This is a genomic window from Streptomyces endophyticus (genome assembly GCF_035798155.1).
In the GTDB taxonomy this organism is placed as follows: Bacteria; Actinomycetota; Actinomycetes; order Streptomycetales; family Streptomycetaceae; genus Streptomyces; species Streptomyces endophyticus.
This window is the reverse complement of sequence record NZ_JAOZYC010000094.1, coordinates 60454-73377: the sequence shown is the minus strand read 5'-3', so window position 1 is coordinate 73377 and position 12924 is coordinate 60454. Positions and strand designations below refer to the sequence as shown.

The window sequence follows — 12924 nt, the reverse complement described above, 5'->3', positions numbered from 1 at the left end:
CCGAGAACAGCCACCCGACGGTCCTGAGAACGGCCCCCCGAACGGAAGGATCCCCCATGTCCGCGGACGAAGACCTCCTCTACGCCACCCGCGACCACATCGCCACCGTCATCCTCAACCGCCCGCACCGGAAGAACGCGTTCACCCTCCCCATGGCCGACGCCTGGGCCGAGGCCCTGCGCCGCGCCGACGCCGACCCGGACGTCCGCGTCATCGTCGTCACCGGCGCGGGCGACGCCTTCTGCTCCGGCGTCGACCTCGCCGACTTCAAGGGAGAACAGCGCACCCCGATCCAGGAGAAGAGGCTGCTCACCGAGCGGGTGCACCAGGTCGCACGGGCCCTTGAGGACCTCGACAAGCCGGTCCTCGCGGCCGTCGCGGGACCCGCCGTCGGCGCGGGCATGGACATGGCCCTGCTCTGCGACCTGCGCTTCGCCGGCCGCTCCGCCCGCTTCTGCGAGGGCTACATCAAGGTCGGCCTGGTCCCCGGCGACGGCGGCTGCTGGCTGCTGCCCCGCGTCGTCGGCCAGGCCGCCGCGCTGCGCCTGCTGTGGACCGGCGACTTCGTCGACGCGGACGAGGCCAAGCGGCTCGGCATCGTCGAGGACGTCTACGACGACGCCGAACTCCTCGACGAGGTGTACGCGTTCGCCGCCCGCCTCGTGTCCCGGCCGCCCGCCGCCCTCGCCATGATCAAGCGCGCCGTCCGCCAGGGCGCGAACCACGACCTGCGCACCGCGCTCGACCTGATCTCCTCCCACATGGCCGTGGTGACGTCGATGGACGACTCCCGCGAGGCCTACGACGCGTTCCGCGAGAAGCGCACCGGTACGTACTCGGGCTCCTGAGTCCCCTTCTCGCCCGTCTTCTCGCCCGTCCCGCACCGGACTTGAGCTCCAGGAGGCAACCCCCGTATGTCCCCGACCGACACCGCCCGCGCCCCGGCACCCACCTCTCATGGCGCCGACCCGCGGACCGCCGCCCGCGCCCTGGCCACCGAATGGCGGGAGGCCGGCCGCTGCACGCCCCGCAGCGACGCCTGGCTCCGCTCCTTCGACCGCGACTTCAGCCGCGAACTGGCCGCCCGCGGCATGACCGCCATGACCTGGCCGGTGGAGTACGGCGGCCACGCCCTGCGCAACGTCGACCGGCTCGCCGTCACCGAGGAACTGCTGCGGGCGGGCGCGCCCGTCGCCGCGCACTGGATCGGGGACCGGCAGATCGGGCCCGCCATCCTGCGGCACGGCAGCCCCGCGCTCAAGGAGGAGATCCTGCCGCGGATCGCCGCCACCGACGCCGTCTTCTGCCTCGGCATGAGCGAGCCCGAGGCCGGCTCGGACCTGGCCTCGGTCCGCACCGCCGCCCGCCGCGTCACAGGCGGCTGGCGGCTCAGCGGCCACAAGATCTGGACCAGCCACGCCCACCACGCCACCCACGCCTACGTACTGGCCCGCACCACCCCGCGCGAGGACGTCGAGCGCAAGCACCAGGGGCTGAGCGAGTTCGTCGTCGACATGGACGCCGACGGGGTGAGCACCGGCGCCATTCCCGACCTGGCGGGCGAACACCACTTCAACGAGGTGCGGTTCGAGGACGTGTTCGTCCCCGAGGGCCGCCTCATCGGCACCGAGGGAGAGGGCTGGCGCCAGGTCGTCGGCCAGCTCTCCTTCGAACGCGGCGGCGCCGAACGCGTCCTGTCCAGCTACCCCGTCCTCGTCAACCTGCTCGCCGAGGCGGCGCGGGACGGGCGATCCGGTGCGGCCGTCCCCGACACGATCGCGGCCTCGGTCGGCTCCCTCACCGCCCGGCTCACCGTGCTGCGCCGCCTCTGCTGGGACGTCGCCTCGGCCATGGACCGCGGGGAGACCCCGGTCCGTGCGGCCGCCGCCCTGAAGTACCTGGGCAACGCCTTCGAGAACGACGTCGTCGAGGCGTTCCGCGAGGCGTCCGGGGGCCTGCCGCCCACCGCCGACAGCGACTTCGGCCAGGCGCTGCTCGCCGCCCCGGCGTTCGGCCTGCGCGGCGGCGCCTCCGACGTCCTGCTGTCCCTGATCGCCCGCGAGGAGACCCGCGCATGAGCACCTCCACCAAGCCCCGGCGCCGCGAGCCCACCATCACCAGCGGGTACGCCGACGAGCTCCGCGAGGTCGTACGCGGACTCGCGGCGGACGCGGCCGACGAAGCCGACGCGGGGGAGCCGTCCGGCCCCGCGCTGTGGGATCGGCTCGCCGAACTCGGCATGACGCGCCTGGACATCCCCGAGACGGCAGGCGGCTCCGGCGGCACCTTCGACGACCTGCTCGCCCTCACCCACGCGCTCGCCCGGCACGCCGTCACCACCCCGGTCGCCGAGTCCGCCACCGCCGACCGGTGCCTGGCATCCGGCGACACCCTCCCCACGGGGGCGACCGCACTCGCCCTCCTCCCCGCAGGAATCACAGGGCCGGGCCCCGACGGCACGATCACCGCCCAACTGCCCGCCGTCCCCTGGGCGTCCGGAGCGCACACCCTGCTGCTGGTCCCGGCGGCCGAGGCCGCGGGAGCGTCCGATGCGGGCCCGTGGACCGTCGACCTCACGGGCCCGGGCGTCACCCGCCACCCGTCCCGACCCGCCCTGTGCGGCACCCCGTACGAGGCCGTCGGCCTGACCGCGGCGCCGGTGCACGCGCTGCCGCCCGGCGCGCCGTCCCCCGCACACCTCCATGCCCGCCTCGCCGTGCTCCGCTCGGCCGCCCTGCTCGGCGCGGCCGAGGGCGCCTACGAGCTGACCGCCGCGCACGTGACCCAGCGCGAGCAGTTCGGCGCGCCGCTGTTGAAGATCCCGGCCGTCGCCGCCCACCTCGCCACCATGCGCGTCCATCTCCTGCAGGCCGAGGCCGCGTTGCACCATGCCCGCGACACCTATTGCGGGGACGCGAGCGGTCAACCAGATGCGGCCCGGCTGGCCGCCGCGGCCGCCACCGCCCGGATCACCGCCGCGACCACCGCCACCGAAGTGGCCCGCAGCGCCCACCAGTTGCACGGCGCGCTCGGCATCACCGCCGAATACCCGCTGCACCGCTACACGCGCCGCCTCTGGGCCTGGCGCGACACCCCCGTCCCGCAGCAGGCCGAGGCCGTCGCACTGGGCCGCCTGGCCATCGCGGCCGGCGAGCCCGCCGTCTGGGACGTCCTCACCGCCCCTGCGCCGCACTGACCTCCCTCCGTCCCCGCCGCACACCTCCCGCAGAGAGGCTCGACGATGAGTCGCCCGGTCAACCCAAGAGCGGTATCCAGCACGGCCGCACAGAAGCGGAGTTACGTCCGGAACATCCTGGTCGGCTCGATCGGCAACATGATCGAGTGGTTCGACTGGTTCGTCTACGCCACCTTCGCCGTGTACTTCTCCGGCCAGTTCTTCCCGGCCGACGACGCCACCGCATCCCTGCTGAACTCCGCGGCGGTCTTCGCCGTCGGCTTCCTCGCCCGGCCCGTCGGCGGCTGGCTGCTCGGCAGGCTCGCGGACCGCAAGGGCCGCAAGGCCGGACTCACCGTCACCGTCGGACTGATGTCGGCGAGCGCCCTGATGATCGCCGTCGCCCCCGACCACGCGACGGCCGGCTACACCGGCGCCGTCGTTCTCGTCGTAGCCCGCCTGCTGCAGGGCCTCAGCGTCGGCGGTGAGTACGCGGCCAGCGCCTCCTACCTGACCGAGGTCTCGGCCGGGCACCGGCGCGGCCTCGGCGGCAGCTTCCAGTACGTCTCCGTGACGCTGGGACAGCTGGCAGGACTCGTGATCCTGATCGTGCTCCAAACCCTGCTCAGCGACGACCAGTTGACGCAGTGGGGCTGGCGCATCCCCTTCGTGATCGGCGCGCTCGGCGCCGTCGCCGTGTTCTATCTGCGCCGTGGCATGCACGAGACCGAGGCGTACGTGAAGGCGGAGGCCGGCGACGTACAGGAGCGGCGCGGCACCCTGCGCGAGGTGTGGCGCCAGCGGCGCGCGGCCGTGCTGGTGTTCGCCCTGACGCTCGGCGGCTCCGTCGCCTACTACACGTACACGACGTACCTCAACAGCTACCTGGTCAACAGCGTCGGCCTGCCCAAGGAGCAGGCGTCCTGGGTGAGTCTCGCGGCGCTCTGCGTCTTCCTGGTGCTGCTGCCGCTGGGCGGATACATCTCGGACCGGGTCGGCCGCCGCCCCGTGCTGATCTTCTTCGGCATCGGCACGACCCTCGGCACCTACCCGATCCTCAGCGGCATGAAGGCGTGGCCGACCTGGGGCGCCGCCCTCGCGCTCTCGATCCTGGCGCTGACGATCGTCGCCGGGTACTCGTCCGTGAACGCGGTGGTGAAGGCGGAGCTGTTCACCACCGAGGTGCGCACCGTGGGCGTCGCCGTCCCCTACAACCTCGCCCAGGCGATCTTCGGCGGCACCGCCTCCTACGTCGCCCTGGCCTTCGCCGACGCGGGCCACGAGAACTGGTTCTTCCTCTACGTCTCCGGCTGCGCCCTGATCTCGCTGATCACCTACGCGCTGATGCCAGAGACCTCGAAGACGTCGCTGGTCGAGGAGCCGGAACCGGCGCCGGAGCCGGTCAGCGGCCCTCGTTGAGCGCGTCCACGGCTCCCTGGGCGTCCCCGATCGTCGCGTAGTCCACGGCGACGAAGTTGACCGGCCTGCCGCGCTCGCGTTCGCAGCGGCGCGCCCGGTCAAGGACGTAGCGGCGGGCGTTGACCTCGCCCGCGTCGATGCGGCTGCCGCCGTTGTTGGTGATGAAGTGGTTGAGGAGGAAGAGCCGTTTGTCGTCGCCGCCGCGGTGGGGGACGCAGCTCATCTGGTCCGGGGAGCGGAAGGCGAACGGCGTCTCCATGCCGTAGCGGTAGAAGTTGCGGTACCAGGAGCCGGGGCTGTCCGCCTTCTCGGCGAAGACGACGAGGCGTCGGCCGCTGTCGATCATCTCGCCGAGCGTCGGCCACGGCTTCGCCGGATCGGCGTGCGGCCGGTGGACCAGCTTGTCCAACCCGGCCCTCCGGAAGGCCTTTCGGGTGTCCTCGGCGGAGATCGCGTCCTGGACGATCAGCGTGACCACGTCGTTGGGGTGGTCCTTCATCCAGTCGCCGAGCTCGCGCAGCGTCGGCACCAGGGAGATCGCCCCCGCCCGGCACACCGAATGGCACAGCCACAGCCCCTTGCGCGGCGGATTGACCCGGTTGACCGCGGACCGCACCAGCGCCTGCTGCTCCGCCGTGAAGTCGGAGCCGTCAAGCCGCCCGGTGATCTCCTCGGGCGTCTCCCAGCGGTAGGTGTCCAGTTGCAGGGCGCGCGCCCCGTGGTCCAGCTGCGTGCCGATGTGCGGGTCCTGCAGCGGCCCGATGAAGTGGTCGGCGGTCGTCGACATCGCGTTGTGCGCGGTCAGATACGCGACCTCGTCGTAGCGGCGGTCGCACAGTGCGGTGCTGCCCTCGCACTCGCGGGCCGCCGCGGGGGCGGCGGCCAGCGGCATCAGGACCATCCCCGCGACCGCCACGCACGCCGACCCGAACCCCAGGCCGACCGCCCGCCGCTGCGTACCGAGGCGCTCGCGGGCCGCACGCGGCCGGCCAGCCCGGACCTCATGAGCAGGCCGACACCGGCGAGCAGCGCCCCCGCGAGCACGGGGACGAGCGCGGCCCACAGCGCGGTGCCGGTGAAGTGGCCGACGGCGGCGCGCTGCACGTCGTCGACGAGCCGGGTCAGGCTCGGCGGCCACGATTCGGGAGGCGCGACCAGCCGCCCGTCGGTGACCAGGCGCGTCACCCAGGCGGCCAGCGCGGTGAGCACCCCGCCCGCCGCGAGCGGAATCCCGAGCAGGACCAGCCGGCGCCCCGGCTGCTGCGGACCGAGCAGCCACAGCGCCGTGAGGGACAGCAACAGCAGCACCGCCGCGACGACTTCGAGCACCCCGAGGCCGACCGCCGTGTACGGGCGCACCTCGCGCAGCCCCGACAGATCGTTGCCGGACGCCTTGAGGGAGTCGGTCAGGTCCCAGCGTCCGCCGTCGACGAGCGTGCCGAGCTGGGCCGCCGCGCCCTGGACGCGGTCCGTGACGGTGGCGGGGGCGACGGCGGCGAGCGCGGTGCCCACGTCCCCGTCCGCGAGCGCCGTCTCGACCTCCGGGCGCAGGCCCGCGCGCTCCCCGGCCGGTACGAGGGCGAGCAGCGTGTCGGCGACGCGGCTCGCCTGGTCCTCGGTCAGCGGCAGGTGCGGCAGGCCCTCGGGCGCGCGCCCGGCGGCCAGTTCGCGCGCCTCGTCGGCGAGCGTCGCCCGGAACCGGTCGAAGTCGGGCTCCGAGCGGTTCTGGACGTCCGCGACGAGGTCGCCGAAGTAGGTGTGCGCCAGGTCGCCGAGGTTGGCCAGGACCGGGCGCAGGTCGACGACGAGGCGCAGGTCCTCACGGTCGCCGTTCAGGTAGCCGACCAGCGCGTCGATCTGCTGGCGGGTCAGGTTGCGCAGCGTGTCGGGCGGCAGGACCAGCTTGAGGTTGGAGGTGATCTGGGCCTCCGGCACGGCGAGCCGGGCCAGCAGGTCACGGGTGACCGGGGAGGCCTCCGGGTCCACCAGGACCTCGTTGTAGAGCCGGTCGTAGGCATGCTGCTCGTCGAGGACGGCGGCGTGGAAGCCGGGGTCGAGCAGCGTGCCGCGGACGGTGGCGGTGACGCACACGGTCAGCGTGGCGACGGCGGCCACGACGAGGGCCACCGCGCGGAGCAGCGGATGGAGCGCGACCTTCTCCATGTCCTCGACGGTACCGGTCCCGGGCCCGCCTCAGTAGTCGAGCGGGTCCCTGCTGATGGGGCAGGTCATGCAGTGGCCGCCGCCGCGCCCCCGGCCGAGTTCGGCGCCGACGATGGTGATGACCTCGACGCCCGCCTTGCGCAGCAGCGTGTTCGTCTGGGTGTTGCGGTCGTAGGTGAAGACCACGCCGGGTTCGAGGGCGACCGCGTTGTTGCCGCTGTCCCACTGCTGGCGCTCGGACGCGTACACGTCGCCGCCCGTCTCGATCACCTGGAGGTCGCCGATGCCGAGGGCCTTCGAGACGACGTCGGTGAAGGCGGCCGAGCCCTCGTCGGTGATCTCCAGGCCCGGCGGCTTATCGCTGGGGCGCAGCGAGAACGTGTGCACCGCGTCCATGATCTTCGGGTAGAGGGTGACGATGTCGCGGTCGGCGAAGGTGAAGACGGTGTCCAGGTGCATCGCGGAGCGCAGCTTCGGCATCCCGGCGACGATGACGCGCTCGGCGGCGCCGCGCTCGAAGAGGGAGGCCGCGACCTGGGTGATGGCCTGCCGCGAGGTGCGCTCGCTCATGCCCATCAGGACGACGCCCTTGCCGACGGGCATGATGTCGCCGCCCTCGAAGCTGGCCTGCCCCCAGTCCTGTTCGGGATCGCCCCACCACACGGTCGAGCCCGCGAAGTCCGGGTGGAAGGTGTAGACGGCCTTCATCAGCAGCGTCTCGTCGTGCCGCGCGGGCCAGTACAGCGGGTTGAGGGTGAGACCGCCGTAGAGCCAGCACGTGGTGTCGCGGGTGTAGAGGGTGTTGGGCAGCGGCGGCATCAAGTACTCGCGCACACCCGTGGATTCGCGGGCCAGCGACACGTACGGGGAGCGGTAGTCGTCGGGCAGATCGGTGGTGGCGAGCCCGCCGATGAGGTACTCGGCGAGCTGCCGGGGATCGAGGCCCTCCAGGAACGTGCGGGTGTCGTCGATCAGGCCGAGGCCGACCTGGTTGGCGATGATCTTCCGGTCCAGGAGCCAGGACCTGGCCCCGGGGACGGCCATCGTCTCCGCGAGCAGCTCGTGCAGCTCGACGACCTCGACGCCGCGCCCGCGCAGCTTGTTGACGAAGTCGGCGTGGTCGCGCTGGGCGTTCTCCACCCACATCACGTCGTCGAAGAGCAGGTCGTCCGCGTTGGTCGGGGTCAGCCTGCGGTGCGCGAGCCCCGGCGCGCAGACCAGGACCTTGCGCAGCCGGCCCACCTCGGAGTGGACGCCGTAGGGGACGGGAGCGGAGCTGTCGGGGTCGGTCACGAGTGCCTCCCGGGGAGAGGAAGAGGGTGGTGGGACGGGGGCGGTCACAGGCTGATCCAGCCGGCGGCCAGGGCGACGATGCCGATCGCCGCGCCGATGACGGAGACGGCGAGGATGACGAGTTCACGCGGCGAGAACAGGCGGCGGCCCTGCTCGCGGCGGGCCATCACGAACAGGATGGTGGCCGGGGCGTAGAAGATCAGCGAGACGAGGACGAACTTCAGCCCCGCCGCGTACAGCAGGAACGCCGTGTAGATCACGGCCACCCAGGCGATGGTCAGTTCACGGTTGGAGGTGCGGCCGCCGGCGGTCAGCGGATCGGCGCGCATGCCGATCTTCGCGGCGAAGGCGGCGGCGAGCAGATACGGGATCAGGGACAGGGCGCTGGTCAGGTCGAGCGCGAAGTTGAAGGCGTCGTCGGAGAACGCGGTCACGACGAGGACGACCTGGGTCAGGATCGTCGTCATCAGCAGGGCGGGCACCGGCACGTCCGCGGGGCTGGCGCGGCGCAGGAAGCGCGGCATGTCGTCGTCCTTCGCGGCGACGAACAGCACCTCCGCGGCCATCAGCGTCCACGCCAGGTAGGCGCCGAGCACGGACACGATGAGGCCGACGCTGATGAAGACCTTGCCCCAGCTGCCGACCGCGTCCTCCAGGACGCCCGCCATGGAGGGCTGGCGCAGCTCGGCGATCTCGCTCATCGGCATGATCCCGTAGCTGACGATCACGACGGAGGCGAAGATGGCGAAGACGCTGAGGAAGCCGAGGACCGTGGCCCTGCCGACGTCCTCGCGGCGCTTGGCGTGCCGCGAGTAGACGCTGGCGCCCTCCACGCCGAGGAAGACGAAGACGGTGGCCAGCATCGTGCCCTTGACCTGGCTGAACAGGGAGCCCGCGTAGTCGGCGCCGCCCCAGTTCTCGACGAACACGCTCGGGTCGAAGAAGACGAGCGCCAGGATCACGAAGATGATGATCGGCACGACCTTCGCCACCGTGACGATCCGGTTGATCGCCGCGGCCTCCTTCACACCCCGGCGGATCATCAGGAAGAACGCCCACAGGCCGACGGAGGACAGGATCACCGCGAGCGCCGTGTCGCCCTCGCCGAGACTCGACCAGATCGTGCCGACCGTCGACATGATGAGCACCCAGTACGTCACATTGCCCACGCACGAGCTGGCCCAGTAGCCGAAGGCGGAGAAGAAGCCGACGTACTCCCCGAAGCCCGCTTTGGCGTAGGCGTAGACGCCCGCGTCCAGGTCGGGTCTGCGCACGGCGAGGGACTGGAAGACCAGGGCGAGCATCAGCATGCCCGTACCGGCGATCGCCCAGGCGATGAGCGCTCCCGCCACCCCCGTCTGCTCGGCGAAACGCGAGGGGAGGGAGAACACCCCCGCGCCGACCATGGAGCCGATGACCATGGTGGTGAGGGTGAACAGGGCCAGTTTCGCGGGCGGTGGGGAGGTCTGCGGCTCCGTAGAGGCCTGCTGCTCCATGACGTCCCCTTCGGTTGTGGTGCGGGAGCTGGGGCGCTCGGGGAACAGTTTTCTATCAACATGTTGAGGAGTGCACCTTTTAAGGGTGCTGGGGCATTAACTCCTGTTCATTCCGAATGGCCGATTGCGCGAGTTGTGGGCAGCATGGTGCGAGCCGTCTCAGGAGAAGGACAAGCAGCCATGCATTCCTCATTGACCCCGGTGATCCTTCGCGAGTTGCGCGAGCCGCGCTCCTACCCCGCCGTGTCCCTGGCGATGCCCACCCATCGGCGACGACCGGAGAACGGCCAGGACCCGGTCCGGCTCGGCAACCTCGTCAGCGAGGCGGAGCGCCAGCTGGCGGCGGATCCCGCGGTGACGAAAGAACGCCAGGAGGACGTCGTCGCGCAGCTGCGGGCCGCGGTCCAGGAGGTCGATCCCGCCCAGGCACGCGACGGCCTGATCGTCTTCGCGGCGCCCGGCGAGCACCAGGTCTGGGCCGTCGACCGCGGCGTCCCCGAGCGGGTCGTGGTCGCCGACACCTTCCTGACCCGCAACCTCGTCGCCGCCGACGCCGCGCGGCGCCCCTACTGGGTGCTGGCCCTGGCCGCCGACCGGATCACGCTGTGGGACGGCCGCGGCGACCGCGTCACCGAGAACACCGAGCACGGCTTCCCGCTGACCCGCAGCCTCGAGGACCCGGACGCCGAACGCAAGGAGCGGGTCGGCGACCTGCCCAGCACCTTCCGCGACGAGCAGACCCGCCAGTTCTTCCGGGACGCGGACACCGAGCTGAGCGACGTGCTCGGCGAGGAGCCGCGGCCGCTCTACGTCACCGGGGAGCCGGCCGCACTGACCCTGCTGACGGAGGTCGGCAGCTCCGCGAAGGGCGCGATCGAGGTGTCGGTCGGCGGGCTCGCACAGGGCACCCCGGAGGAGGTCGCACAGGCGGTGGCCCCGGCCCGGGAGGAAGCGGCGCGGCTGGTCGTCGCCGAGGCGCTGGACCACTTGGAGCAGGCGCGCGGCGAGAAGAAGTACGCGGCGGGCGTGGACGAGGTGTGGCAGGAGGCCCAGGACGGGCGGATCCGCAGGCTCGTCGTCGAGGAGAACTACCGGATCACCGTGCGGGCCGGTGAAGGACACCTGGAACCGGCCGCCGATGACGACCTCGACGCCGTGCACGACATCGTCGACGAGGTCGTCGAGTCCGCCCTGGAGACCGGCGCGGAGGTGGTGTTCGTCCCCGACGACACCCTCGCGGACGCCGGGCGCGTCGCCGCGGTGTTGAGGTTCTGATGCGCGGGCGGACGACGGTCGCGCCGATCGCCTGCGCGCTGGCGGGTGTGCTGGCCCTCGCGGGATGCGGCTCAGGGAACGAGAAGGACACGGGCGCGAGCGCCAGTGCGTCAGCCAGCTCACCGGACGCGTCGAGGTTCTCCGGTACGCCGCCCTCGGCGCTGGCGTCGAAGAAGGAGTCGATCAAGGCCTCCGCCTCCGAGGCCGCCGAGTCGGCCTCGGAGCGGGCCGAGAAGTTCGAGGCGTCGGTCTCGGCCGACCTGGAACGCAAGCGGCAGGAGTTCACCAAGCAGCTGGACAAGGTCGACGGGGAGGGCAACGCGGTGCGCGACGTCGAGCTGACCGGAAAGCGCCTCGCGGACACGAAGGGCGTGCGCGCCGTCGTCGTCCACATCACCAACACCACCGACAAGAAAGCCTCGTACGCGGTCCAGGTCGACTTCAGCGACTCCGACGGCAAGGTGGTCGAGACGAAGGTCGTCGGAGCCGAGGACCTGAAGGCGGGGGGCAGGGCGCAGCCGCTGGCGATCAGCACCAAGCCCCCCGAGCCGCACCTCAAGGCGAGCGTGGCCAAGGCGCAGCGTTACTGAGGCCCGCTCCTAGGCGGGCACCGACGCCCGGGTGGCGGCCGTGGACTCGGCCGCGACCCGGCGCTCGAAGTGGACCCGCAGCCGCAGCGTGCACCAGATGCCGATCACGGAGACCACCATCAGCGCGGCGGCCGGCGGCCAGAACGCCCCGCCGGCCAGGGACGACAGCCAGACCGCGGTGACCGGGGCGAAGCCCGCGAAGATCATGTTGCAGACCTGGTAGGAGAGCGAGATACCGGTGTAGCGGACGTGCGGGGCGAAGCCGTCGGCCAGGATCGCGGCCATCGGCCCGTACAGCGCCGACATCACCAGGCGCATCGCCAGCATCATCAGATAGATCAGCACGACGCTGCCGCCGCCGAGCACCATGAACTGCGGGATCGACAGCAGCACGACACCGGCGAGACCCGCGACGACAACCTTGTGGGCGCCCACCTTGTCACCGAGCAGCGCGAGCAGCGGAGTGACCACCAGCTCCAGGAACGCGGCCAGCGAGAGGCCGTTGAGCAGCATCGACTCCGACAGGTGCAGCGATTCGGTGCCGTACGAGAGCAGATAGCTGGTCACCACGTAGTAGCCGCCGGTCGCCGTGGCGAGCGCGAAGACCCCGGTCAGGACCGTCCTCCAGTCCTTGTGCAGGACCTCGGCGACGGGCAGCCGGCTCGGCGTCCCCTTCTCGGCCTCGGCGGCGTGGATGTCGTCCATCACCGGGGAGTCCTCCAGCTTGGTGCGCACCACCAGGCCGATGACGACGAGGACCGCGGAGGCGAGGAACGGCACGCGCCAGCCCCAGCTGTTGAACGCGGAGTCGCCGAAGAGGTTCATGAGGCTGAACATGCCGGTCGACAGCAACGCGCCGACGGACGAGCCGAGTTGGGCGAACGAGCCGAAGAAGGTGGCCTTGCCCTTCGGTGCGTTCTCGACGGCGATGAGTACGGCGCCGCCCCACTCGCCGCCGATCGCGATGCCCTGGATCAGGCGCAGCGTGATCAGCAGGATCGGGGAGAGGACGCCGACCTGGTCGTACGTCGGCAGCAGGCCGATCGCGAACGAGGCGATGCCCATCATCAGGAGCGTGATGACGAGCGTCTTCTTGCGGCCGACGCGGTCGCCGATGTGCCCGAAGACGATGCCGCCGAGCGGGCGCAGCAGAAAGCCGACGGCGAAGGTCGCGAAGGACGAGATCGTCTTCAGGGCCGTCGGCATGTCGGCGGGGAAGAAGACGTCGTTGAACACGATCGCCGCGGCGGTGGCGAAGGCGTAGAAGTCGTACCACTCGATGGAGGTACCGGACAGAGCGGCGAACGCCGTCCTGAACGGACTCTGCGGCGAGCGGGGCGTGGTGCGGTCCGACAAGGGGACCTCCGGCGGAAGAGTGCGGGCGGGGACGGGAAGTGGGGGGCTTCCAGGGCGGCTGGGCGCGTCACAGGGACGGCCCGGGCGGCGGTGCGGCCTTCAGGGGCGCGGGGAACTGCGCGAGCCCAGCCACGGCCGGGCGCGTCATCGGGACGGT

The 12924-nt window shown here is 71.7% G+C and carries 9 protein-coding genes and 1 pseudogene; 6 read left to right on the top strand and 4 right to left on the bottom strand.

Going from position 1 to position 12924, the window contains the following annotated elements:
- Positions 1-56 precede the first annotated feature (56 nt).
- From OKJ99_RS13420 to OKJ99_RS13405, 4 genes are all read left to right on the top strand, one after another.
- The gene (locus OKJ99_RS13420; RefSeq protein WP_326016295.1) at positions 57-848 is read left to right on the top strand and encodes an enoyl-CoA hydratase/isomerase family protein; all 792 of its coding nucleotides are present in this window, start codon (positions 57-59) and stop codon (positions 846-848) included.
- Between the two features lie 66 nt (positions 849-914).
- Positions 915-2078 carry an acyl-CoA dehydrogenase family protein gene (locus tag OKJ99_RS13415; protein ID WP_326016294.1) on the top strand — a complete coding sequence of 388 codons (1164 nt, stop codon included), beginning with the start codon at positions 915-917 and terminating at the stop codon, positions 2076-2078.
- The gene (locus tag OKJ99_RS13410) at positions 2075-3196 is read left to right on the top strand and encodes an acyl-CoA dehydrogenase family protein (protein WP_326016293.1); all 1122 of its coding nucleotides are present in this window, start codon (positions 2075-2077) and stop codon (positions 3194-3196) included. Before OKJ99_RS13415 ends, OKJ99_RS13410 begins: the two co-directional genes overlap by 4 nt.
- Positions 3197-3241: 45 nt before the next feature.
- Positions 3242-4594: an MFS transporter gene (locus OKJ99_RS13405; protein ID WP_407700684.1), complete on the top strand. Its 1353-nt coding sequence runs from the start codon at positions 3242-3244 to the stop codon at positions 4592-4594.
- Here the strand turns inward: OKJ99_RS13405 and OKJ99_RS43745 are convergent.
- The 3 genes and pseudogenes from OKJ99_RS43745 to OKJ99_RS13385 all read right to left on the bottom strand — a co-directional run bounded on the left by OKJ99_RS43745 (position 4578) and on the right by OKJ99_RS13385 (position 9546).
- A pseudogene (locus OKJ99_RS43745) lies at positions 4578-6757 on the bottom strand (hypothetical protein). The gene OKJ99_RS13405 and the pseudogene OKJ99_RS43745 sit on opposite strands and share 17 nt — an antisense overlap.
- A 30-nt stretch (positions 6758-6787) precedes the next feature.
- Complete coding sequence (locus OKJ99_RS13390; protein WP_326016290.1) at positions 6788-8050, bottom strand: arginine deiminase; 1263 nt, start codon at positions 8048-8050, stop codon at positions 6788-6790.
- Positions 8051-8094: 44 nt separating this feature from the next.
- A complete protein-coding gene (locus OKJ99_RS13385) occupies positions 8095-9546 on the bottom strand; it encodes a basic amino acid/polyamine antiporter (RefSeq protein ID WP_326016289.1) in 1452 nt (483 codons plus the stop codon).
- A gap of 180 nt (positions 9547-9726) precedes the next feature.
- On the opposite strand from OKJ99_RS13385, the gene OKJ99_RS13380 reads away from it, so the two are divergent.
- Positions 9727-10821, top strand: a complete 1095-nt coding sequence (locus tag OKJ99_RS13380) for a baeRF3 domain-containing protein (RefSeq protein ID WP_326016288.1) — start codon at positions 9727-9729, stop codon at positions 10819-10821.
- Complete coding sequence (locus OKJ99_RS13375; RefSeq protein ID WP_326016287.1) at positions 10821-11411, top strand: hypothetical protein; 591 nt, start codon at positions 10821-10823, stop codon at positions 11409-11411. Before OKJ99_RS13380 ends, OKJ99_RS13375 begins: the two co-directional genes overlap by 1 nt.
- A gap of 9 nt (positions 11412-11420) precedes the next feature.
- On the opposite strand, the gene OKJ99_RS13370 is transcribed toward OKJ99_RS13375, so the two are convergent.
- Positions 11421-12767 (bottom strand): MFS transporter, encoded by a 1347-nt coding sequence (locus tag OKJ99_RS13370; RefSeq protein ID WP_326016286.1) that lies wholly within the window; start codon positions 12765-12767, stop codon positions 11421-11423.
- Positions 12768-12924 lie beyond the last annotated feature (157 nt).

Excerpts from the sequence above, each read along its gene's own strand:
- OKJ99_RS13380 (WP_326016288.1), top strand. The coding sequence starts at position 9,727 with ATGCATTCCTCATTGACCCCGGTGATCCTTCGCGAGTTGCGCGAGCCG.
- OKJ99_RS13405 (WP_407700684.1), top strand. The coding sequence starts at position 3,242 with ATGAGTCGCCCGGTCAACCCAAGAGCGGTATCCAGCACGGCCGCACAG.
- OKJ99_RS13410 (WP_326016293.1), top strand. The coding sequence starts at position 2,075 with ATGAGCACCTCCACCAAGCCCCGGCGCCGCGAGCCCACCATCACCAGC.
- OKJ99_RS13415 (WP_326016294.1), top strand. The coding sequence starts at position 915 with ATGTCCCCGACCGACACCGCCCGCGCCCCGGCACCCACCTCTCATGGC.
- OKJ99_RS13385 (WP_326016289.1), bottom strand. The coding sequence starts at position 9,546 with ATGGAGCAGCAGGCCTCTACGGAGCCGCAGACCTCCCCACCGCCCGCG.
- OKJ99_RS13375 (WP_326016287.1), top strand. The coding sequence starts at position 10,821 with ATGCGCGGGCGGACGACGGTCGCGCCGATCGCCTGCGCGCTGGCGGGT.
- OKJ99_RS13420 (WP_326016295.1), top strand. The coding sequence starts at position 57 with ATGTCCGCGGACGAAGACCTCCTCTACGCCACCCGCGACCACATCGCC.